Annotated in this window: 19 protein-coding genes and 1 other RNA gene; 10 read left to right on the plus strand and 10 right to left on the minus strand. The window is 74.5% G+C overall.

All coding sequences use genetic code 11. The annotated features are described in order from the left end of the window. Position 1: 1 nt before the first annotated feature. On the plus strand, positions 2–748 hold the full coding sequence (locus ACFVGY_RS12375) for a bifunctional DNA primase/polymerase (RefSeq protein WP_385675036.1): 747 nt from the start codon (positions 2–4) through the stop codon (positions 746–748). 84 nt (positions 749–832) lie between these two features. Here the strand turns inward: ACFVGY_RS12375 and rnpB are convergent. Next, positions 833–1232, minus strand: an RNA gene (gene rnpB, locus ACFVGY_RS12380) — RNase P RNA component class A. Between the two features lie 77 nt (positions 1233–1309). On the opposite strand from rnpB, the gene ACFVGY_RS12385 reads away from it, so the two are divergent. Then, entirely contained in the window at positions 1310–2062 is a 753-nt protein-coding gene (locus ACFVGY_RS12385; protein WP_385675039.1) for a MerR family transcriptional regulator, read from the plus strand. Further along, complete coding sequence (locus ACFVGY_RS12390; protein WP_385675042.1) at positions 2059–2904, plus strand: hypothetical protein; 846 nt, start codon at positions 2059–2061, stop codon at positions 2902–2904. The genes ACFVGY_RS12385 and ACFVGY_RS12390 overlap by 4 nt, the downstream gene beginning before the upstream one ends. On the opposite strand, the gene ACFVGY_RS12395 is transcribed toward ACFVGY_RS12390, so the two are convergent. Then, entirely contained in the window at positions 2891–4339 is a 1449-nt protein-coding gene (locus ACFVGY_RS12395) for an RNB domain-containing ribonuclease (RefSeq protein ID WP_385675045.1), read from the minus strand. The genes ACFVGY_RS12390 and ACFVGY_RS12395 overlap by 14 nt on opposite strands. 222 nt (positions 4340–4561) lie before the next feature. Between ACFVGY_RS12395 and yaaA the strand changes: the two genes are divergently transcribed. Next, a complete protein-coding gene (yaaA, locus tag ACFVGY_RS12400; RefSeq protein WP_385675048.1) occupies positions 4562–5362 on the plus strand; it encodes a peroxide stress protein YaaA in 801 nt (266 codons plus the stop codon). A gap of 43 nt (positions 5363–5405) precedes the next feature. On the opposite strand, the gene ACFVGY_RS12405 is transcribed toward yaaA, so the two are convergent. Genes ACFVGY_RS12405 through ACFVGY_RS12415 form a run of 3 tightly spaced genes read right to left on the minus strand, consistent with a single transcriptional unit; the run spans position 5406 to position 8292 of the window. Beyond that, positions 5406–6695, minus strand: coding sequence for a bifunctional RNase H/acid phosphatase (locus ACFVGY_RS12405; protein ID WP_385675051.1), 1290 nt, complete (start codon positions 6693–6695; stop codon positions 5406–5408). After that, positions 6695–7438, minus strand: a complete 744-nt coding sequence (locus ACFVGY_RS12410; protein ID WP_385675330.1) for a zinc ribbon domain-containing protein — start codon at positions 7436–7438, stop codon at positions 6695–6697. The genes ACFVGY_RS12405 and ACFVGY_RS12410 overlap by 1 nt, the downstream gene beginning before the upstream one ends. Then, complete coding sequence (locus tag ACFVGY_RS12415; RefSeq protein WP_385675054.1) at positions 7435–8292, minus strand: Nif3-like dinuclear metal center hexameric protein; 858 nt, start codon at positions 8290–8292, stop codon at positions 7435–7437. Before ACFVGY_RS12415 ends, ACFVGY_RS12410 begins: the two co-directional genes overlap by 4 nt. Before the next feature lie 306 nt (positions 8293–8598). Between ACFVGY_RS12415 and ACFVGY_RS12420 the strand changes: the two genes are divergently transcribed. Beyond that, positions 8599–9696, plus strand: a complete 1098-nt coding sequence (locus tag ACFVGY_RS12420) for a hypothetical protein (protein ID WP_385675057.1) — start codon at positions 8599–8601, stop codon at positions 9694–9696. Positions 9697–9732: 36 nt separating this feature from the next. Here ACFVGY_RS12420 and ACFVGY_RS12425 read toward each other — a convergent pair whose 3' ends face one another. The 3 genes from ACFVGY_RS12425 to ACFVGY_RS12435 all read right to left on the minus strand — a co-directional run bounded on the left by ACFVGY_RS12425 (position 9733) and on the right by ACFVGY_RS12435 (position 12750). Then, positions 9733–10674 (minus strand): 3-oxoacyl-ACP reductase, encoded by a 942-nt coding sequence (locus tag ACFVGY_RS12425; RefSeq protein ID WP_385675060.1) that lies wholly within the window; start codon positions 10672–10674, stop codon positions 9733–9735. Positions 10675–10687: 13 nt separating this feature from the next. Further along, the gene (locus ACFVGY_RS12430) at positions 10688–11767 is read right to left on the minus strand and encodes a Zn-dependent alcohol dehydrogenase (RefSeq protein ID WP_385675063.1); all 1080 of its coding nucleotides are present in this window, start codon (positions 11765–11767) and stop codon (positions 10688–10690) included. A gap of 128 nt (positions 11768–11895) precedes the next feature. Next, positions 11896–12750 (minus strand): MaoC/PaaZ C-terminal domain-containing protein, encoded by an 855-nt coding sequence (locus tag ACFVGY_RS12435; RefSeq protein ID WP_385675066.1) that lies wholly within the window; start codon positions 12748–12750, stop codon positions 11896–11898. Positions 12751–13039: 289 nt separating this feature from the next. On the opposite strand from ACFVGY_RS12435, the gene ACFVGY_RS12440 reads away from it, so the two are divergent. Beyond that, entirely contained in the window at positions 13040–13402 is a 363-nt protein-coding gene (locus tag ACFVGY_RS12440; protein ID WP_385675333.1) for a DNA-binding response regulator, read from the plus strand. A 114-nt stretch (positions 13403–13516) separates the two neighbouring features. Here the strand turns inward: ACFVGY_RS12440 and ACFVGY_RS12445 are convergent, their stop codons facing one another. Both ACFVGY_RS12445 and ACFVGY_RS12450 read right to left on the minus strand, forming a co-directional pair. Beyond that, positions 13517–14710 (minus strand): beta-ketoacyl synthase N-terminal-like domain-containing protein, encoded by a 1194-nt coding sequence (locus ACFVGY_RS12445; RefSeq protein ID WP_385675068.1) that lies wholly within the window; start codon positions 14708–14710, stop codon positions 13517–13519. Between the two features lie 23 nt (positions 14711–14733). Then, positions 14734–16935 carry an acyl-CoA dehydrogenase family protein gene (locus tag ACFVGY_RS12450; RefSeq protein ID WP_385675071.1) on the minus strand — a complete coding sequence of 734 codons (2202 nt, stop codon included), beginning with the start codon at positions 16933–16935 and terminating at the stop codon, positions 14734–14736. Positions 16936–17191: 256 nt separating this feature from the next. On the opposite strand from ACFVGY_RS12450, the gene ACFVGY_RS12455 reads away from it, so the two are divergent. The 4 genes from ACFVGY_RS12455 to ACFVGY_RS12470 all read left to right on the plus strand — a co-directional run bounded on the left by ACFVGY_RS12455 (position 17192) and on the right by ACFVGY_RS12470 (position 21093). Continuing rightward, positions 17192–18265: a polyprenyl synthetase family protein gene (locus tag ACFVGY_RS12455; RefSeq protein ID WP_385675335.1), complete on the plus strand. Its 1074-nt coding sequence runs from the start codon at positions 17192–17194 to the stop codon at positions 18263–18265. 138 nt (positions 18266–18403) lie between these two features. Beyond that, positions 18404–19051, plus strand: a complete 648-nt coding sequence (locus tag ACFVGY_RS12460; RefSeq protein WP_385675074.1) for a class I SAM-dependent methyltransferase — start codon at positions 18404–18406, stop codon at positions 19049–19051. Positions 19052–19188: 137 nt separating this feature from the next. Then, positions 19189–20154, plus strand: a complete 966-nt coding sequence (locus ACFVGY_RS12465) for an N-acetylmuramoyl-L-alanine amidase (RefSeq protein ID WP_385675077.1) — start codon at positions 19189–19191, stop codon at positions 20152–20154. Between the two features lie 135 nt (positions 20155–20289). Beyond that, positions 20290–21093, plus strand: a complete 804-nt coding sequence (locus ACFVGY_RS12470) for a DUF5336 domain-containing protein (RefSeq protein WP_385675080.1) — start codon at positions 20290–20292, stop codon at positions 21091–21093. Positions 21094–21205: the final 112 nt, after the last annotated feature.

The raw sequence follows: 21205 nt of genomic DNA on the forward strand, positions 1-21205 counted from the left end.
GATGGGGTCCGAGTCCGGCCGCGTCAAACGCGGCGAGCAGAGCAGGATTTCGCAGTGGCTGCGCCGGCGTTCGAAACCCTCGCCCGAAGACCCCGTCCGGGTACGCGAGGAACTCCTGTTGTCCGTCGCCGCCGCCGGCCTGCCGCTCGCCCCGGCCGCCCACCCCGCCGGCTACCGCTGCTCCTGTGACCGCATCGGCTGTCCCACTCCCGCGCGGCACCCCCTCTCCTTCGCCTGGCAGACCCAGTCGACCACCGACCGCGCGCAGATCGAACGCTGGGCCCGCAACCAGCCCCAGGCCAACTTCATCACCGCGACCGGCATGCTCCACGACGTGCTCGACGTCCCGCTGGAGGCCGGAACCCGCGCACTGGGCCGGCTCCTCGACGCCGGCGTCGACGTCGGCCCCGTCGCCGAGTCCGGCGGCACCGGCGACCAGGCCCGCATGCTCTTCTTCACCGCGACGCGCGGCACCCCCGAGGACGAGGACGAGTGGTGGCCCTGCGAGCTGGACTGCCACCCCGAGACCATGGACGAGCACCCCGGGCTGCGGTGGCACTGCCGCGGCAGCTACGTGCTGGTGCCGCCGGCGGTGCTGCCCGGTGACCACGCGGTGACCTGGGTCCGCGGCATGGAACACGCCCTGCCGGACCCGCTCACGCTGCTGGAGACCCTCACGGACGCCTGCGCCGAATACGCCGGCTCCGCGGGCCGAAGCCCCGCGTCCGTCGCCTGGCCCCACCACTGACCAGCCGTCGACCCCGCCGGAACGGGCTTGCACACGGGTCGGGCCCCGCACACGCGTGTGCGGGGCCCGAGCCACGTCCGGTGCAGAACAACGCCGGCTGTACGCCGGGTTCTGTCACCCGGTGACCTCACGGTCGCCGGGGAGACGGCCATCCATCTAGGACCGGTGTTGCCACCGGCCTCATGCGGTCTACCCGCGAACTCGGGCGGGCAGCCCTCGATCGTCCGCGCAGAGCCGTCCGGAGACGACTCCTCTTGACCTTGCTCCGAGTGGGGTTTACCTAGCCGCCTGGGTCACCCCAGGCGCTGGTGGTCTCTTACACCACCGTTTCACCCTTACCGGGAGCCGAAGCCCCCGGCGGTCTGTTTTCTGTGGCACTGTCCCGCGGGTCACCCCGGGTGGGCGTTACCCACCACCCTGCCCTGTGGAGCCCGGACGTTCCTCGGCGGGGCCGGAGCCCCGACGCGGCCGTCCGCCGGCGTTGTTCTGCGAATGACCATGCTACCCGCCGCCGCGGCGCCGCTTGACCTTGCCGCAGCGGCAGGGTTTCTACTGGGCCCCATGCGGATCGGAGAGATCGCCGCGGTCGTCGGGGTCACCCCCCGGGCGATCCGGCACTACCACCATGTCGGACTCCTCCCGGAGCCGGAGCGGCTGGCCAACGGCTACCGTGCCTACACGGTGCGGGACGCCGTCCTGCTGGCCCGGGTGCGCCGGCTCACCGAGCTCGGCCTGAGCCTGGACGAGGTCCGGGACGTGCTCGGCGACGACGCGGGCCGCGACCTGGCCGACGTACTGGAAGAGCTGGACGCGGACCTGGCCCGGCAGGAGGCGGAGATCCGGGCGCGCCGGGAGCGGCTCGCGGCGCTGCTCGCCGCGACGCAGCCCGGAGCCGGGGACGAGGTTGCGCCGGGCGGGGTGCTCTCGCCCGGGCTCGCCGCACTGCTGGCGAAGGCACCGGAGACCGGCTCGCCGGCGGCCCGCAAGGACCGGGAGCACCTGGAACTGCTCGACGCGGCGGGCGGCGGCGAGGCGCTGTACGCGGCGCTCGGGCCGCTGGCCGCGGACCCCGCCGTACTGGCCCTGTACGAGCGGCTCGACGCCCTGCACGGGGCGGCCGCCGACGACCCCCGGATCCCGCAGCTCGCCGAGGACCTGGTGGCGGCCGTGCCGGACGAGGTGTTCGCGGTGATCCCGGCCGGCGGGCCGGTGGCCCCCGGCTTCAAGGAGGCCCTGCTGGCCGAGTACGAACCCGCGCAGGCCGAGGTGGTCCGCCGGGTGATGGAGGCGTTCATGGAAAGGGGTCGTGGATGAGCGGGGTGCGTGCGGCGCGGCTGGCGGTGGCCGCGGTGATACCGGCCGAGCTGCTGCTCGTGCTGTGCCTGGCGTCCGGGATGCGGATCCCGCCGTGGGCGGCGGTCGCCGCCGAGACGGCGGTGCTGGGCGTGCTCGTACTGGAGGCGTGGGTGCTGCGCGGACTGTACGCCGCCGGGCGCGCCCGCGGCGCCGGGCGCGGCCCGGCTCTGCGGGGCGCCGTACGGACCGTGGTGCCGGTGCAGGTGCGCCGGCTGCTCGTGCACGAACTGCGGGCCGGGGCCTCGCTGGCGCTGTGGATCACCCGACGGCGGCACGGGGTGGGGGCCGGGGAACACGCCGCGCCGTACACCGGCCCGCAGACGGCGATGATGTACGGGTTCGTCTTCGTGTCGGTGATCGAGACCATCGCCCTGTCGGTGCTGATCCCCTGGCCCGCCGTGCACCGCGTGGTGCTGGTCATCGACGTGTACGGGGTGCTGCTGATGCTGGCCCTGCACGCGGCCTGCGTGACCCGGCCGCACGTCGTGTCCGCCGACGGCTCGTTGCGCGTCCGGTACGGCGCCCTGTTCGACCTGCGGGTGCCCGCGGACGCGATCGCCTCGGTCCGGGTGGACCGGCGCTACCCGGAGGGCCGGCTGGTGCGGCTCGGGGAGGACGGCGTGCTGGACCTGATCGTCGGCAGCCAGACGACGGTCACCGTGGAGCTCGCTCGGCCGCTGCCGTTCGTCCGACCGCTGGGTGCCTGGGGCGAGGCCTGCGGCCTGCGCTTCCACGCCGACGACCCGGCCGCGCTCGTCGCGGCGGTGCGGGCCGGCCGGGAGGCCGCTACGGCACGCTGAAGAGGACCTTGTCCTGCTCGGGGTGTTCGGGGTCCGCCCGCTTGAGCGTGGCCCGGACGCTCTCGCCCAGACGGAGGTCGGCGCTGGACGTGGCCTTGCCCAGCACGGCGGGGTCCGCCAGGTGCAGCATGCCCTCGCGCGGCCTGCCGGCCTCCTTGTCGGTGTTGATGACCGCGGCGTCGAAGACCTCGCCCACCCGGTTCATGAGCACCGCCGCCTCCGCCAGGTCCACGGAGCGCCGGTCCGCCCTGCTCCCCTTCCCCCGTGCCATGTCACACGGGAGGCCGTACAGGGCGGTGAGCACCCAGTCCGGCGGGGCCTGGTCCGCGCAGGCCGCCACGCACAGCTCGCCGGTGTACCGGTCGATCAGGCGCCGCAGCGGAGCCGTGCAGTGCGTATAGGGGGCCGCGATCGCCGCGTGGACCGTGTGCTCCGGGAAGCGGTGGTCACGGAAGGGCGTGTACTCCGCCCGGAGCAGCACGGCGGTGGCCTCGCTGAGGAAGGCCGCGTGCTTCTGGTCGCGCGGATCGAGGCGGCGGACCAGATCGGCGTACGAGACGTGGTGCGGCCAGTCGATGCCCAGCACCCGGGCGATCGCGCGCACCCGCGTCACCACGTCCGGCTTGGCCGTCCGCTGGGTCCGCAGGACTCCCGTACCGCTGTCCAGCATCATCCGGGCCGCGGCCATCCCGGTCATGAGGGAGATCTGCTCGTTCCAGCCCTCCACGGCCAGCGGTTCCCGGTAGCTCAGCCGGAACGATCCCTCCTCCAGGGTCACCTCCTGGTCCGGCAGGGTGACAGAAATGCCGCCGCGCGCGACCTCGACGGCCTCCCGCAGGATGCCGATGTCGCGCAGCAGGGCCACCGGCTCCTCGACGGTGCCCGCGTCGAAGGCCTGCTGGACGCCCGCGTAGTTCAGCTTGGCCCGGCTGCGGACCAGGGCCCGGCGCACGTGGGAGTGCGTGACCTCGCCGTGGGTGTCGAGGTCGTGCTGCCACAGCAGGGCGGGGACGGTCCGGTCCGGCAGCAGGCTGGCCGCGCCCTCGGAGATCGCGGGCGGGTGCAGGGGCACCTTGCCGTCGGGGAAGTACAGCGTCTCGACCCGCTCGTGGGCCTCGGCGTCCAGCGCGCCGCCGGGCGTGACGAAGGCGGCCACGTCGGCGATGGCGTAGTGGACGCGGAAGCCGCCGCCCGGCCGCCGTTCCAGGTACATGGCCTGATCGAGGTCCTTCGAGGCCGGCGGGTCGATCGTGAAGAACGGCAGGTGGGTGGCGTCCTCGTCGGGCAGCCGGGGCGCGGCCACGGCGGCATCGGCGGCGGCGAGCACGGGCGCGGGGAAGTCCGGGGGGACCTCCAGCTCCGTCCGGAGTTGCTTCAGGGCCGCGCGCAGGGCCTCCGCGGCCGCGTCGGACATGTGCATGAGGTGACGAGGCATGTCCCGAGCGTAGGCCGGCGGCTCCCGACCGGCGCGGCGAGCGGGGCCGGCCGGGGCGGCGGCTGCGGTTCGGCAGCGCCCCGAAGGAGGCGCGGGAACCTGCGCTACCCGCCACGACGGGCCCGCAGACGACGCCGGCCCCTCACGGCACGTCCCGCGGAGCGCTTAGGCTGGCATGCCGGGGCCGCACCCCCGCGCTCGAAGCGAAGAAGGAGAACCACCGTGCTCGTGCTGCTGCCGCCGTCCGAAGGAAAGGCCGCCGGCGGCTCCGGCGCACCCCTGCGCCCCGAAGGGCTCTCCCTGCCCGGACTGGCCCGGGCCCGGGCGGCCGTCCTGGACGAGTTGGTCGAGCTGTGCTCGGCGGACGAGCCGAAGGCGCGCGAGGTGCTGGGCCTCAGCGAGGGGCTGCGCGGCGAGGTCGCGAAGAACGCCTCGCTGCGGACGGCTGCCGCCCGGCCGGCCGGGGAGGTCTACACCGGCGTGCTGTACGACGCCCTGGGGCTGGCCGACCTCCCCGCCGGGGCGCGGGCCCTGGCCGAGCGGTCGCTGCTGGTGTTCTCCGGGCTGTGGGGTGCCGTCCGCGTGACGGACGCGATCCCCTCCTACCGCTGCTCCATGGGCGTCAAGCTGCCCGGGCTCGGCGCACTCGGGGCGCACTGGCGGACGCCGATGGCGGAGGTGATGCCCGAAGCCGCCGGGGACGGCCTGGTCCTCGACCTGCGGTCGGCGGCGTACGCGGCGGCGTGGAAGCCGAAGGGGGAGACGGCCGGGCGCACGGCGACGGTGCGGGTGCTGCACGCGCAGGTCGTCGACGGGGTCGAGAAGCGGTCCGTGGTGAGCCACTTCAACAAGGCCACGAAGGGGCGGCTGGTGCGGGACCTGCTGATGGCCGGGGCGGTGCCGGAGGGACCGGCGGAGCTGGTGACCGCACTGCGGGACCTGGGGTACGCCGTCGAGGCCGAGGCCCCCGCGAAGCCGGCCAAGGCGTGGTCCCTCGACGTGATCGTCACCCAGATCCACTGACCGCCGTTCGACCGCCCCGGGCGCGTGGCCCGGGGCGCGGTGGCTAGCGGAGGTGGGACGTGTCGTTCAGGAGGCGTACCGAGGCGTTGCCGTCGGCGTAGTACGCGACCGCCGTGAGGGAGGCCGCGGAGAGCTCCATGCGGAACAGGGATTCCGGCGGGGCGCCGAGGGCCAGCCGGACGAGGATCTTCACCGGGGTCACGTGGGTGACCAGCAGCACCGTGCGGCCCGCGTGTGCGGCCAGGAGCCGGTCACGGGTGGCCGAGATCCGGCGGGTGGCGGCGGCGAAGCTCTCGCCGCCGCCGGTCGGGGCGGCCTTCGGGGAGTCCAGCCAGGCCTGGAGGTCCTCGGGGAACCGCTCCTGCACCTCGGTGAAGGTCAGGCCCTCCCATGCACCGAAGTCCACCTCGCGCAGGCCCTTTTCGACGGTCACGTCGAGGCCGAGGCGGTCGGCCACGGTCTGCGCGGTCTCGCGGCAGCGGCGCAGCGGGGAGCTGATGACGGTCTGGATGGTGCCGCGCGCGGCCAGCGCCTCGGCCACGGCGTGGGCCTGGCGGCGGCCGGCCGGGGAGAGTTCGGGGTCGCTGCCGCCGCTGCCGGAGAAGCGCTTCTGCGGGGTGAGGGCGGTCTCACCGTGGCGGAGCAGGACGAACGTGGCCGGCGGGCCCATGTCCGGGCCCCAGCCCTGGGTTCCGCCCTTGGACGGTCCCGCAGCCGGTTGAACAGCAGGGGCGGCAGGGGCGGACGGGGCAGCGGGGGCGGGCAGGGTGCCGCCCGGGGCCGTCGTCGTGGCGAGTGCCGCGCGGACCGCGGCGGCGCCGACCGCCGCGTCCCCGGGCGGGCCGGACGGCGGCGGGGTGGCCAGGGCGCGCGCGGCGGAGGCGTCCAGGGCGGCGGTGGAGGCCGAAGGCTCCCACTGCCGTCCCTGCCGGCCCGCGTCCATCGCCTCGTTGGCGAGCCGGTCGGCGTGCTTGTTCTGCTCGCGCGGGATCCACTCGTACGAGACCTGCGCGCGGGGCAGGATCCGGGCCGCCTCCGCCGCGAGCGGCTTCATGTCCGGGTGCTTGATCTTCCAGCGGCCCGACATCTGCTCGACGACGAGCTTGGAGTCCATCCGGACCTCGACCTGTGCGTCGGGGTCCAGTTCGTGGGCGGCCGCGAGGCCGGCGATGAGTCCCTTGTACTCCGCCACGTTGTTCGTGGCGATGCCGATGTACTCGGCGCGTTCCGCCAGGGTCTCGCCCGTCGCCGGGTCGAGGACGACCGCGCCGTAGCCGGCGGGCCCCGGGTTGCCCCGGGAACCGCCGTCCGCCTCCACGACCAACCGCGGCATCAGATGCCCGAGTCCGCCGTACGGACCAGGATGCGGCCGCAGGAGTCGTGCCGGACCACCTGGTTGGGGGCCGCGGCCTTGATCTCGTTGATCTCGGACATGTCGAGCTCCAGGCGGCAGCCCTCGCAGCGGCGCTGGTAGAGGCGGGCCGCGCCGATGCCGCCCTGCTTCAGGCGGATCTTCTCGTACAGGGCCATCAGGTCGGCCGGCATGGAGGCGACGACGACCTCGCGGTCCTTGGTGGCCTTCGCGCTCTCGGCGTCGAGTTCGCCGGTGGCAGCGTCGCGGCGGGCGGTGACGTCGGCGAGCTTGGCTTCGAGGGCGGAGACGCGCTCGGTGTTCTCGGCGACCCGCTCCTGGGCGGCCTCCAGACGCTCCATCACCTCCAGGACGACGTCCTCGAGGTCGGCCTGGCGCTTGGCGAGGGAGACCACCTCGCTCTGCAGGTTCGACAGGTCGCGGGCCGACATGCCGACGCCGGAGTCCAGCCGCTGCTGGTCGCGGGCAGCGCGCTGGCGGACCTGGTCGACGTCCTGCTCCGCCTTGGTCTGCTCGCGGGCGGCGTCGCTCGCCTGCGTCTGCGCCGCCACGAGCAGGTCGCGCTGCTGACTCAGGTCCTTGGTCAGGGAGTCGACCTCGGCGTGCTCGGGCAGCGAGGCGCGCTTGTGGGCGAGCTGGGACAGCCGCACGTCCAGCGCCTGGACGTCGAGGAGTCGGATCTGGTCGGCGGGCTCGGCGTTCAGTTGGGGGCTCCAGGGGTAGTCGGGGAGTCGGCGGACGGCGCGTGCGCCGTCCAGGGGTCGGTGACGGTGCGCGAGACGTGGGTGCGCAGGCCCCAGCCGTGGCGCTCCGAGATGGCGTCGAGCTGGGCCGCGGCCTGCTCGCACCAGGGCCACTCGGTGGCCCAGTGGGCGGCGTCGACGAGGGCCAGCGGGCTCTGCTCGCGGGCCTCGGAGGCCGGGTGGTGGCGCAGGTCGGCGGTGACGAAGGCGTCGACGCCCGCCTCCCGGACCTGCGCGAACAGGCTGTCGCCGGAGCCGCCGGAGACGGCGACCCGACGGATCGTCATGTCCGGGTCGCCGGCGACGCGGATGCCCTGCGCGGTCCGCGGCAGCCGGGCGGCGGCGCGGGCGGCGAACTCGCGCAGCGTCTCGGGGTGGTCCAGTTCGCAGATCCGGCCGAGGCCGCGGCGGCCCTCGGGGTCCGTCGGGTCGGGCACGAGCGGGCCGGTGATGCGCAGGTCGAGGGCGCCGGCGAGGGCGTCGGAGACGCCCGGGTCGGCGGTGTCGGCGTTGGTGTGGGCGACGTGCAGCGCGATGTCGTTCTTGATGAGCGTGTGCACGGCGCGGCCCTTGAAGGTGCCGGCCGACACCGTGGTGGTGCCGCGCAGGTAGAGGGGGTGGTGGGTGACGAGCAGGTCGGCGCCCAGCTTCACCGCCTCGTCGACGACCTCCTGGACCGGGTCGACGGCGAACAGGACCCGGGTGACCCCGGCGTCGGGGTCACCGCAGACGGTTCCGACCGCGTCCCACTCCTCGGCCCGCGAGGGGGGCCAGAGAGCGTCCAGCGCGGCGATGACTTCAGAGAGACGTGGCACAGGCCAAGGCTACCGTCCGTGCGGGACGGCGGGAGTCGCCCCGGCCCCGCCCCGCCCGCACCCCCGGCCCGCACCCCGAACTCGCCCCCTGCCCGCGTCCCCGCCCGCGTCCTCGCTCGTGTCCCCGCCCGCACCCCGGACCGCCCCTGCGCCCCCCGGGTACGCCCGCGGGACCCGCACAGGCACAGGCTCTCCCTCCACCACGGCAGAACCGCCGGCCGGCCACCCGTACGTGTGAAGCACCGGGGGTCGCGTTGTTCGCCTGGAATTGCGAAAACTAGCTTCCTCACCGGAGGTGACGCACGGATGACTGTCTGTGCCATCGAGATCACGACGGCTGCCCCGTTCACCATCGCCGCGGACGGGTCGTACGCTGCCCGGCTGGCCGGCGCCGGCGAGGCGCGCTATCCGGAGCGCTGGACCCTCGCGGGCCCCGAGCCGTACGCGGTGCCGCTGCCGCTGGCCCAGCCCGAGGAGGCGGACAGCGAGGTCCAGCCGCTGGCCGACGGCCGGGTGCTGATCCACCGCCGGGTCGCGCAGCGGCACGCCTTCGCCCTGCTGTACCCGACCGGCAGCACCGGGGCCGGCTGGCGGACCGGGGAGCTCCCGCTGGGTTCGGTGGAGCCCGGCGGGCAGGGCGTACGGGTGTCCCTGCTGCCCCCGTCCCCGGACGGGCGGGACGCCTTCGCCCTGGCCGTCTCGGGCACCGAAACCACCGTCTGGCGGGTGGCCGGCGGCCCCTTCGGGCCGGCCGCGAGGATCGCGGGCCGGTGCACGGGCGGCGTCTGGCTGGACCGCGGGGGCCGGATGCTGGCCCTGGACCGGGAGCTGGACGGCATCGTCAAGGCCGTCGCGGTGGACCTGGCCGGGGGCGGGGCGGCCTCCCCGCTCCTGCAGATCGCGGACGGCAGCAACGACCGGCTGCTGCTGGCCGACCCCGACAGCGGGCTGCTGCTGATCCGCTCGGACGCCCCCGGCACGCCCCGCCTGGGCTGGGGCGTCCTCGGCAGCTCGCTGCCGGTCCGCTTCCCGGAGTGCCTGCGCGGCGAGGCCGGGGCGCCGTTCGCGGTCCAGCCCGGCCAGGCCCTGATGCCGGAGAGCTGCGCGGTCGCACTGCGGCTGGAGGACGGCAGCCTCGGCTTGTGGCGCCCCGCCGACCGGCGCGTCTTCCGCCTTCCCGCGCCCGTCGGCTGGCTCGGCACCGGCCTGTGGAGCCCCGAGGGGCGGCTGCGCCTGCCGTACTCCACCGCCGAGGTGCCGTGCGGGATCGCCGGGCTGACCATGCCTGCGGCGGCGCCGCCCGAGGTCCGGCTCGACCCGCCGCCGGCGGCCGCGCCACGTCCGGTCCCGCTCCAGCAGGCGCCGCTGCCGCAGGCGCCGCTGCCGCAGCCCGCTCGGGTCTGATCCCGGATCCGGGGCGGGCCGCGGGCATCCGGCCCGCTAGCCGCGCCCCAGGCCCAGTACCTCGGGCGCGGCGAAGGTCTCGTTCGCCGGGCGCGCCGCGTAGTGCGGGGTGAGGAGGGAGTCGAGCTCCTCGTACGAGAAGGCCTCCTTGGCGGTGTCGAACTTCGCCGCCACCTTGGGGCGTTCCATCACGGCCACCATCCCGCCGTGGACGACGAACAGCTGCCCGTTGACCCCGGCCGCGGCCGGCGAGGCCAGGTAGCCGACCAGCGGGGAGACGTGCTCGGGGGCCAGCGGGTCGAGCCCGCCGTCCTGCGGCTCCCGGAAGCCGGCGAAGACGTCCTGCGTCATCCGGGTGCGGGCCCGCGGGCAGATGGCGTTGGCCGTCACCCCGTACTTGGCCAGGGCCAGCGCGGTCGAGGTGGTCAGGCCCACGATGCCGCCCTTGGCCGCCGCGTAGTTCGGCTGCCCGGCCGAGCCGCCGAGGAAGGCCTCGGAAGAGGTGTTGACGATCCGGCCGTGGACCGGGCCGCCCGCCGCCTTCGACCGCTCGCGCCAGTGCACGGCGGCGAAGTGGGTGGTGTTGAAGTGCCCCTTGAGGTGGACCCGGATCACCGAGTCCCACTCCTCCTCCGACATCGAGAACACCATCCGGTCGCGCAGGATGCCCGCGTTGTTGACCAGGACGTCGAGCTTGCCGAAGCTGCTCACGGCCAGCTCGACGAGCCCGCGCGCCTGCCCGAAGTCCGCGACGTCGCCGGTGTGCGCGACCGCCCGCCCGCCCGCGGCCCGGATCTCCTCGGCCACCTCCTGCGCCGGCCCGGCAGAGGCTTCGCCGGAGCCGTCGCGGCCGGGCTGGCCGAAGTCGTTGACGACCACGCTCGCGCCGAGCCGGGCCAGCTCGACCGCCTCGGCCCGGCCGAGCCCGCGGCCGGCGCCCGTGACGATGGCGGACAGTCCCTCCAGTGGGAGCGTCATGTGCGGGTTCCTCTCAGATGTCGATGCAGGTGCGCAGGGCGACGCCGGTGCGCATCTGGTCCAGGGCGTCGTTGATCTCACCGAGCTGTACCCGGTGCGTGATCAGGCCCGCCAGGTCCACCCGCCCGGCCCGCCACAGGGCGATGGTCCGCTCGTACGACCGCAGCACGTCCCCGCCCCCGTACATCGACGGCAGGATCTTCTTCTCGTCGAAGAAGAGGGAGAACATGTTGATGGAGTAGGTGTCGTCGAGGGCGCCCGCGCCGACCACGACGACCGAGCCGCCGCGCCGGGTCATCTCGTACGCGCTCTGCACGGTGGTGGACTTGCCGACGACCTCGAAGACGTAGTCGAAGCCCTCGCCGGCAGTGATCCGGTTCCTGGCGTCGGCGAAGGCCTCCGGCGCGACCGCCTCGGTCGCCCCGAACCGCAGTGCCGCCTCGCGCCGCGACTCCACGGGGTCGACGGCGACGATCTGCGCAGCGCCCTGCACCTTGGCGCCCTGGACGACGGAGATGCCGACGCCGCCGCAGCCGATGACCGCGACCGAGGAGCCCGGCTCCACCTTGGCGGTGTTGATGGCGGCGCCGAGCCCGGTGGTGACGCCGCAGCCGATCAGGGCGGCGATGTCGTACGGCAGGTCGTCGGGGATCTTCACGGCGCAGGCGGCCGGGACGACCATCTCCTCGGCGAAGGTCCCGGTGCCGGCGAAGCCGAAGACCTCCCCGCCGCCCGTGCGGCGGAAGTTGGGGGTGGCGGCGTTCCCGAAGGCCTCCAGGCACAGGTGGCCCTGGCCGCGCTTGCAGGCCGGGCAGTGCCCGCACGGCGGCAGCCAGCAGACCAGGACCCGGTCGCCGACGGCGTGGGTGGTCACACCGTCCCCGACGTCGGTGATCTCGCCGGAGCCCTCGTGGCCGGGGATGAAGGGGGCGGGCTGCGGCAGGACGCCGCTCATCGCGGAGAGGTCGGAGTGGCACAGACCCGTGGCCCTGATCCGGATCCGGACCTTCCCGGGGCCGAAGCCCGCGGCCTCCATGTCGTCGACGACTTCCAGCTTGTCCTGGCCTATCTCGCTCTGCAGCGCTGCGCGCACGGTGCGGCTCCTTGGCTTGGGGCTTCGGGCTTCGCGGCTCGGGGGTCGGGGGTCGGGGCTTCGCGGCTCGGGGCTTGGCGGGCTCGGCGGGCTCGGGGGGCTCGGGGTCGAGCGTCGTCCCCTGCGGGTCAGGCGTGCTCGACGACCGTGTCGGCGAGGACCGGCGCGTCGTCCCGGTCCGCGGCGCCCACCTCGACCCGGACCCGGCCCGGCTCCCGCCACATCCGGATCCGCAGGGTCTCCCCGGGGAAGACGATCCCGGCGAAGCGGGTGCGGTAGGCGCGGACCAGGGACACGTCCCCGCCGAGCAGGGTGTCGACGACCGCCTTGAGGGTCATCCCGTACGAGCACAGGCCGTGCAGGATGGGCCGGTCGAAGCCGGCCTTCTCGGCGAACTCGGGATCGGCGTGCAGCGGGTTCCAGTCGCCCGAGAGCCGGTACAGCAGCGCCTGCTCCTCGCGGATGAGGCGCTCCTCGACCCGGTCGGGCTCCCGCTCGGGGGTCTCGGAGCGGGCGGAGGGCCCGCGGTCGCCGCCGAAGCCGCCCTCGCCGCGGACGAAGATCTGCGCGTCGCTGGTCCACAGCGGGCCGTCGGCGTCGGCGACCGCGGAGCGCAGCACGATGACCGCGGCCTTGCCCTTGTCGTACACGGCGGCGACCTTGCTGCTGGACCGGGCCCGCCCCGTGACCGGGATGGGCCGGTGCAGCTCGATGGAGTGGCCGCCGTGCAGGACGGCGGCGAGGTCCACGTCGATCCCCGGTGCGGCGAGGCCGCCCAGCATGGCCATGCCGGCGCCGGCGACGGTCGCGAAGCTGGGGAGGACGTGCAGCCGGGACTCCAGGGTGTAGCGCAGCTCGTCCGGGTCGGTGGCCGGGATCCCGGCCCCGAGGCCGAGGTGGTAGAGCTGGACGTCCTTGTGGTCCCAGGCGATGTCCCCGAGGCGGGGATCGGCGGCCAGGGCCCTGGCGGCATCGATCGGCATGAGGGTGCTGCTCCCTTGTCCGTGGAAGACCTCGGCGCGGTCGTCCGCACCGTCGGCCGCACCGAGGTCGCGTGCGGACCGGCCCGGGACGCTCGGACGCTCCGGAAAAGGCTTCGGGGCCACCGCCCCGGCCGGGCGTTCTAGAACGCGTTCCAGAAACCGGTGAGGGAATGTATAACGCACGCCCCAGCACTTGTGAAGGCTCCTGACATCACGTCAGATCCCTTCGGGTGAAGCGTCCTACCCGGTTTCCGACCGCTCCGCCCCTACCCTGGGCCGGGTGGACGAAATGCCCCGCTCGCACCGCCCGTCCCGCTCCCTGCGGGTCCTCCTCTGGCCACCGGACCCGGCCCTCGCGGTCCTGCTGGGGCTCCAGCCGGACATCGAGGTGGTGTCCTCCCCCTTGGAGCGCCCCGCGGTGGCCGTGGTGGACGACGTCCCGGCGGTCGCCGAGGTGATGGCGGACGACCCCGAGTGCCGCGTCCTCGTCACCACCGGCTCCGCCCACCCCGGCCTGCTGGACGCGGTCCTCGCCTCCGGCGCCTCGGGCCTGGTCCTGCGCGACGGCCCGCCCGACGACCTGGCGGACGCGATCCGCCGCGCGGCACAGGGCGAGACGGTGGTCGACCCGGCCCTGCGCACCGGCTCCTGAGCGGACCCGGGGACGTCCGGTGGGGTGCCGCGTCCTGTCAGGGGCGCGGGGAACTGCGCGACCGGCCGCGGACGGCCCCCGGGTCGGCCGGCTACCGCACGTCCCGCGGCGCGCTCAGGCGTCGCGGCGCAGGAGGGTCACCACCGCGGCCCCGCCCAGGCCGATGTTGTGGGCCAGGCCCACCCGCGCCCCGTCGACCTGGCGGGGGCCCGCCTCGCCGCGCAGCTGCCAGACCAGCTCCGCGGCCTGCGCGAGGCCCGTCGCACCCAGCGGGTGCCCCTTGGAGATCAGGCCGCCGGACGGGTTGACCACCCACCGGCCGCCGTACGTCGTCGCCCCGGACTCGACGAGCTTCCCGGACGCCCCGTCCGCGCACATGCCGAGCGCCTCGTACGTCAGGAGCTCGTTGACGGAGAAGCAGTCGTGCAGCTCGATCACGTCGACGTCCTCGATGCCGAGGCCGGAGGCCGCGTACGCCTGCCGGGCCGCGGCGGCGCTCATCGGTTTGCCGACGACGTCGATGCAGGAGCCGGAGGCGAAGGACTCCGCGGTGTCCGTGGCCATCGCCTGGCCGGCGATCTCCACCGCCCTGGCGTGCAGGCCGTGCCGGACGAGGAACCGCTCCGAGACGACCACCGCCGCCGCGGCCCCGTCCGAGGTCGGCGAGCACTGCAGCCGGGTCAGCGGCGGGTGGACCGGCTTCGCGGCGAGGACCTCCTCGACCGTGTACACGTCCCGGAACTGGGCGTTCGGATTGTTCGCCGAGTGCCGGTGGTTCTTCGCGCCGACCGCCGCGAGCTGCGCGGGCGTGGTCCCGTACCGCTCCATGTGCTCGCGTGCGGCGTTGCCGAAGATCTGGGCGGTGGGCGGCGACATCGCGAAGCCGTGCCGGGCGGCCATGATCCCGTAGTGGCGGGCGACCGGGGAGGCGGCGAAGTCGCCGCCGTCGGACCCGCCGCCGAGGGCGCCCTTCTTCATCTTCTCGAAGCCGATCGCGAGCACGCAGTCGGCGAGGCCGCCCGCCACGAACTGCCGGGCCATCATCAGCGCGGTCGCGCCCGTCGCGCAGTTGTTGTTCACGTTGTAGACGGGGACCCCGGTCAGCCCGAGCCCGTACGCGGCCCGCTGGCCGGCCGTGGAGGCCTGGAAGCAGTAGCCCACCGGCACCTGCTCGACCCGTTCGTAGCCGATGCCCGCGTCCGCGAGCGCCGCCCCGCCGGCCTCCTTCGCCATGTCCCAGTACTGCCGGTCCCGGGACTCCGGCTTCTCGAACCGCGTCATGCCGACGCCCACGATGTACGACTTCATGCCCCACAACTCCTTTGCGTCCGTCAGTCCCTGGGGAGGCCGAGGATCCGCTCGGCGACGACGTTGAGCTGGACCTGGGTGGTGCCGCCGGCGATGGTCAGGCAGCGGGACATCAGCAGCCCGTGCACCGCCCGCTCCCCCGCCCCCTCCCGTACGGCGCCCGCCGGGCCCAGCAGTTCGAGGGCGAGCTCCGCGGTCCGCTGCTGGTGCGGGGTCTGTACGAGCTTGCGTACGGAGGCTCCGGCGCCCGGCTCCAGCCCGGACACCTGCCGGAGCGTGGTGCGCAACCCCATGCAGGCGAGGGCGTGCGCCTCGGCGGCGAGGACCCCGATGCGGGCGCGGTGGGCTTCGCCGAGGTCGGCGGCCCGGTCGAGGAGGGCTTCGACGCCGGAGGCGGAGGCCACCTGGTCGGCCATGTGGACGCGCTCGTTGCCGAGGGTGTTGCGGGCGACCTTCCAGCCGTCGCCGGGGGCCCCGACCAGGGCGTCGGCGGGCAGGACGGCGTCGTCGAACCAGACCTCGTTGAACAGGGCCTCACCGGTGATCTCCCGCAGCGGGCGCACGTCGATGCCGGGGGTGCTGCGCATGTCGACGACGAAGTAGCCGAGGCCGCGGTGCTTGGGGGCGTCCGGGTCCGTGCGGGCCAGCAGGATTCCGAAGTCGGCGCTGTGGGCGGAACTCGTCCACGCCTTCTGTCCGTTGATCCGCCAGGTGCCGTCCTCCTCCGACCGCTCGGCCCTGGTCCGCAGCCCGGCCAGGTCCGAGCCCGCGCCCGGCTCGGAGAAGAGCTGGCACCAGGCGGTGTCCCCGCGCAGCGCCGGCAGCAGGTACCGCTGCTGCTGCTCGGGGGTCCCGTAGGCGAGCAGTGAGGGCACGACCCAGGTGGCGATCCCGAGCTCGGCGAGCCGCACCCCGGCCCGGGCCAGCTCCTGCTGGACGACGAGCTGTTCGACGGGGCCGGCGCCGAGCCCGTACGGGGGCGGCAGGTGGGGGGCCGCGTAGCCGGTCGGCGCCAGCGTGCGGCGGGCGGCGGCCGGGCCCTGGCCGCGGGCGAGCTCGGCGGCGCGGCGGGCGGCCGGCCGGTACGCCTCGGCCTGCTCCGGGAGTTCCAGCCTGAGCTCGCGCCGGACCCCGGCGGACGCCAGCCGCACGGCCCGCAGCCGGTGCTCGTCGCCGGGGCCGAGGAGCTGCCGGGCGACGAGGGCCCGCCGCAGGTGGATGTGTGCGTCGTGTTCCCAGGTGAAGCCGATCCCGCCGAGCACCTGGATGCAGTCCTTGGCGCACGTGTACGCGGCGTCCAGCGCGGCCCCGGCGGCGAGGGCGGCCGCCAGGGAGCGCGGCCCGGCGGGCCCGTCCGCGGCCCGGGCGGCGTCCCAGGCCAGGGCCCGGGCCTGTTCCAGGCGGACCAGCATGTCGGCGCACAGGTGTTTGACCGCCTGGAACTGCCCGATGGGCCGGCCGAACTGCACCCGGACCTTCGCGTACTCCGTGGCCGTGTGCAGGGCCCAGGCGGCGGTGCCGCAGGCGTCGGCGGCGAACAGCACGCAGGCCAGGTCCCGGACCAGCTCCCCGTCCAGGGCCAGCCGCCGGTCCGCCGGTACGGCGACGGCGCGCGCCCGGACCTCGGCGGTGGGCCGGGTCGGGTCGGCGGCGGCGTGCGGACGGATCTCCAGGTCGGCGGCGTCCACGGCGTACCAGGAGGTTCCGTCGGCGGGGACGCCGCCGGCGCTCCCGTCGTCGTCGGCGGCGGCCGTGCCGTCGGCGGGCGCGGCGAGCAGCACCAGGTCGGCCTCCCCGGCGCCGAGGACGGGCGGCGCGAGCCCGTCGAGCAGGTGCCCGCCGCCGGGGGTCGGGGTGGCGGTCAGGCCGCCGGGCCCGAGGGCGACGGCCCCGATCCGGGTGCCGTCGGCGAGCGCGCCGGCGAGCCCGGCGGCTCCGGCCCGCTGCAGCAGGACGGAGGCGAGGACGCCGGGCAGGTACGGCCCGGGCAGCGCGGCGCGGGCGGCTTCCTCGACCGCGACGGCGAGGTCGGGGAGGGTTCCGCCGTCCAGATGGGGCGCGAGGAGCCCGGCGGCGGCGAGCGCGTCCCACCAGGCGGGCCGGACCCCGGTCCGGGGCGGTCCGTCGAGGAGTTTGCGGACTTCCTCGGGCGGCACGGTCCGGGCCGCCCAGCCGCGCACGGCTTCGGCGAGGTCCCCCTGCTCCTTCGTGATGGCGATGCCCATACGGATCCCTGCCGCCTCTCCACGTCCCCCGGTGGCCGCCGGCCCGGGGCGCGGGCGCCCGGCGGTCCCTGATCGCGGGCAGAGTAGAACACGTTTCATTCTGACGGAAGGTCAGATGAGGGATGCGCGGACGTCGAACGCGAACCGGCCACGTCCGAAAAACGCTCTAGCTGACCTCCGCCCGGAATGATCGAATCTGGGGCGTTCGCGCCACCCCTACAATTCCACTCCAGGACGGAAATCACCCGTGAATTCCATGACGTACGCGGACCTGCACCGCCAGGTATCACTGGACATCGAGGCGGAAATACAGGCCGCCATCGCAGGACTCCTCCCCGCGTCCGGATCGAGCCCGGCCAAAAGTGCGGCCAAGAGCGCGGTCACCAAACTCCTGCGCCATCAAAAGCTGAAGCATCCGCTCTCCGTGCTCCCGATGCTGGTGCACGGAATCGAGACGGGAAACACCACCCCCGCCGTCCCGCTGTCCGCCCTGCACGTGCTCTGGTGGACCTCGGCCTGCTATCTCGACGACCTGGTCGACGCCCACGCCGCGCAGTCCGACCCACAAGCCGCCCCCGCCCCGCCTCCAGCCATCGACCGGAACGAAGCCCTGCTGGCGTCCGTCCTCAGCGGCACCGTCCTGCCGCTGCGGATCGTCGAGTCGCTGCCGGTACCGTCGGCCGTGCACGACCTGCTCACGGCCGAGATCGCCACCGGCTGGGCCGTGGGCACCGAGGGCCAGCTGACGGACATCGGCTCCGATCCCGCCCGCGCCACCCCGCAGTCGGTCATCACGGTCTACCGCGGCAAATCCGGCGGGCCTTTCTCGATGATCACCGCCATGGCGGCGGTATTGGCGGGGGCCGACAGCGCAAGAGTGGGGCTCTGGCGCGAGTTCGGCTACGCCTTCGGCATACTTTGGCAAATCTTCAACGACCAGGAGGACATCCTCTCCGGCCGCAACGAGGACCTCCTCAACGGGACGGCGACGTACTTGCTGACCTGCACCCTGGAGGATTCCCACGAGCCCGGCGCCCGGGAACGCATCCTCGCCCTGTGCGCCGCCGCCCGGAATTCCGGACCGGCCCGCGCGGAACTCGCCCGGATCCTGCTCTCCCCGGCCGCGCTCCACCGCTACCGTGCGGATCTGGAGGCTTTCCGGGCCGACGCCCATCGCATTCTCGGCGTACTGGGCGGGGACGAGCGGTACCTGCCGGTCCTACGGCATCTCGTGGACCACGCCGCCGCCATGCTGCTCCGGTCGGCCCCGGACCGGGCGCCGGATCCGGAGCCCGTCCCGGCCCGTACGGCCTCGGCACTGCCGGTCTAGCCGTCCGCGCGCCGACCGACCCGGACACGGCGACCCGGACACGCCGACCGACCCGTGCGCACCGCGCGACCCCGGGCGTGGCGTCCTACCGGGCGGTAGGGCAGCATGGGCCGCTCACGCGCAGCTCAGGAGGAACCCATGGCCCCCGCCACCCCCAAGCCGGAGACCCTCGCCGCCTTCGAGGCCGCCAAGGGGTTCATGCCCGCGACCGAGGGACTCGCCCTGTACGGGGCCGCGGCCGCCGCGGCGAGCCTGGGTCTGCCGCTGCTGGAGGTGGGGACGTACTGCGGGCGCTCGACGGTCCTGCTGGCCGACGCCGCCCGCGAGGCCGGGGTGAGCGCGATCACGGTCGACCACCACCGCGGCAGCGAGGAGCAGCAGCCCGGCTGGGAGTACCACGACCCGTCCGTCGTGGACCCCGAGGTCGGCCTGATGGACACCCTGCCCACCTTCCGCCGCACCCTGCACCGGGCCGGGCTGGAGGAGCACGTCATCGCGATCGTGGGCCGTTCCCCGCAGGTCGCCGCGGTGTGGGGCGGCGAGTTGGGCTTCGTCTTCATCGACGGCGGCCACACCGACGAGCACGCCACCGGCGACTACGAGGGCTGGGTCCCGCACCTCGCCGTGGGCGGCACCCTCGTCATCCACGACGTGTTCCCGGACCCGGCCGACGGCGGCCAGGCCCCGTACCGGATCTACCTGCGCGCCATGGCTTCCGGCGCCTTCGAGGAGGTCTCGGTGACCGACTCCCTGCGCGTCCTGCGCCGGACCGGCCCGGGTCTGTGACGCCCCGGGCGCCGCAACGGACCTGAGGGCGCGGCCCGGACGGACCACCTTTCGGGACATATGTGACGACTATCGCACCACGCCCTCGGATGGCGCAGTGCCCGCTTCCCGGCGGGCACCCGGTCTAGGCTCGCGGCGTGCGCTACGACGACGACAGCCCCCCGCTCCCCGAGTCCGCCTCCGCGGTCAGCCCGGACCGGCGCCGGTTCGCGCGCCGCTCCTCCCTGGCCGTCGCGGCGGCCGTCCTCGCCCCGACCACCCTGGCCGGATGGGTCCTGGTTCAGGTGACCACCGGGGCCGGGGCCGATGACGCACGGCCGCCGCGGATCGTGATGCCGGCGGCCGGCGCCACGAGCGCCTCGCTCACCCCGCCGGCATCGCCCGCGACTTCCGCCTCGCCCGGTACGACGCCCGGCACCGCCGTCGAGAGCGCCCTCGCCGGCAAGACGGTCGTCATCGACCCCGGACACAACACCGGCAACTTCAAGCACACCGCCGAGATCAACAAGAAGGTGGACATCGGCACCAACACCAAGGAGTGCGACACCACCGGCACCACCACCAACTCCGGTTATAAAGAAGCAGAGTTCACCCTCGACGTGGCCCGAAGGCTGCGCACCGCCCTCGAAACCAAGGGCCTGAAGGTGGTGTTCACCCACGACGGCGACCGCCCCTGGGGCCCCTGCATCAACGAACGCGCCCGCATCGGCAACGAGGCGAAGGCCGACGCCGTGGTCTCCATCCACGCGGACGGCGTCTCCGAGGGCAGCCGCGGCTACCACATCATCCTCCCCGCCAAGGTCAAGGCCGGCGCGGCGGACACCGCTGCGATCGTCGGCCCGTCCCGGACCCTCGGCGAGCGGATCGCCGGGAACTTCGCCCGGACCACCGGTTCGGCGCCCGCCAACTACCTCGGCGGCGGTACCGGGTTGGTCGTCCGCGACGACCTCGGCGGCCTCAACCTCTCGACGCGGGCGAAGGTGTTCATCGAGTGCGGCAACATGCGTGACAGCAAGGACGCGGCGCTGCTGACCAGTCCGGAGTGGCGGCAGAAGGCCGCTCAGGGCATCGCGGACGGCATCGTCGGCTTCCTGGGCGGGTAGTCCCGAGAGGACGCCCGCCCGCCCCGATCCTCTCGGTTGCGGGAAACCTCCGTACCATGGTCCAGCCCGCCCCCGCTCCTGGATGCGCGACCGCGGCACCACGAGACGACCGAGACCGAGAAGGACACCTAAGACGTGAACATCCGCTCCCTCACTCGAGGCGACGGCGTGGTGATCGGAGCAGCGGTGCTGCTGTTCATCGCCTCGTTCCTCGATTTCTACTCCGCGACCGGCCTGGACCTGCCGAGCGTGTGGGACACCGACGTCTACCGCCTGGCGCTGCCCACCATCTTCCTGCTGGGCTTCATCGCCGCCGGCCTGATCGTCGGCGGCCGGTTCCTGCCGGAGTCCCGCAAGCTGGCGGGTCTGCCGCTGGCCGGGTGGGGGACGGTGCTCGCCGTCGCGGCCGCCTGGTCCTCCCTCTGGTCGCTGATCACCAGCCCGAGCGGCGCCGACCTGGGCGCGGGCTGCATCATCGCCTTCCTCGCCACCCTCGTGCTGGCCGGCGTCGCGGTCGCCGGCGCGAAGGTCCCGGCGCTCACCGGACCGCTGGTGCCGGAGTCCCGGCCCGCCGCGCCGGCGCCGTTCGGCGGTCAGCCGCAGCCCGGCGGGTACGGCTACCCGGGCGGCCAGGCGCAGCCCGGCTACGGCGCCACCCCCCAGCCGGTCCCGCCGTACGGCGGCACCCCCGCCCCGGGTCCGGGCCCGCAGGACGCGGCGCCCGCCGCCCCGGCGGCGGACTTCGCCCCGTTCTGGTTCGCGGTGCCGGTGGCCCGCCCCCTCTTCGCCGAGGACGGCTCCCCCACCCCGATCGCCGAACTCGCCCCGGGCACCTGGTACCTGGCGGTGGACCAGCGCGGCCCCTCCACGCTGATCGCGCAGACCCAGGACGGCCGCCGCGGCGTCCTGAACGACACCTCCGGCATCCAGCGCGGCTGACCCCGCCCCTGCCGGGCACAGGACGGCCCCCCGCCCCTTCCGGGCGGGGGGCCGTTGTCCTACAGTCACCCCGTCATCTGACGCATCGTCAATAATGTTCGGCGGAAGGAGG

Origin of the sequence: Streptomyces sp. NPDC127106 (genome assembly GCF_042677605.1) — a bacterium.
Lineage (GTDB): Bacteria > Actinomycetota > Actinomycetes > Streptomycetales > Streptomycetaceae > Streptomyces.

Coding starts and splice junctions, on each gene's coding strand:
- ACFVGY_RS12375 (WP_385675036.1), top strand. CDS start 2: ATGGGGTCCGAGTCCGGCCGCGTCAAACGCGGCGAGCAGAGCAGGATT.
- ACFVGY_RS12385 (WP_385675039.1), top strand. CDS start 1,310: ATGCGGATCGGAGAGATCGCCGCGGTCGTCGGGGTCACCCCCCGGGCG.
- ACFVGY_RS12390 (WP_385675042.1), top strand. CDS start 2,059: ATGAGCGGGGTGCGTGCGGCGCGGCTGGCGGTGGCCGCGGTGATACCG.
- ACFVGY_RS12395 (WP_385675045.1), bottom strand. CDS start 4,339: ATGCCTCGTCACCTCATGCACATGTCCGACGCGGCCGCGGAGGCCCTG.
- ACFVGY_RS12405 (WP_385675051.1), bottom strand. CDS start 6,695: ATGCCGCGGTTGGTCGTGGAGGCGGACGGCGGTTCCCGGGGCAACCCG.
- ACFVGY_RS12420 (WP_385675057.1), top strand. CDS start 8,599: ATGACTGTCTGTGCCATCGAGATCACGACGGCTGCCCCGTTCACCATC.
- ACFVGY_RS12425 (WP_385675060.1), bottom strand. CDS start 10,674: ATGACGCTCCCACTGGAGGGACTGTCCGCCATCGTCACGGGCGCCGGC.
- ACFVGY_RS12435 (WP_385675066.1), bottom strand. CDS start 12,750: ATGCCGATCGATGCCGCCAGGGCCCTGGCCGCCGATCCCCGCCTCGGG.
- ACFVGY_RS12440 (WP_385675333.1), top strand. CDS start 13,040: ATGCCCCGCTCGCACCGCCCGTCCCGCTCCCTGCGGGTCCTCCTCTGG.
- ACFVGY_RS12445 (WP_385675068.1), bottom strand. CDS start 14,710: ATGAAGTCGTACATCGTGGGCGTCGGCATGACGCGGTTCGAGAAGCCG.
- ACFVGY_RS12450 (WP_385675071.1), bottom strand. CDS start 16,935: ATGGGCATCGCCATCACGAAGGAGCAGGGGGACCTCGCCGAAGCCGTG.
- ACFVGY_RS12455 (WP_385675335.1), top strand. CDS start 17,192: ATGACGTACGCGGACCTGCACCGCCAGGTATCACTGGACATCGAGGCG.
- ACFVGY_RS12460 (WP_385675074.1), top strand. CDS start 18,404: ATGGCCCCCGCCACCCCCAAGCCGGAGACCCTCGCCGCCTTCGAGGCC.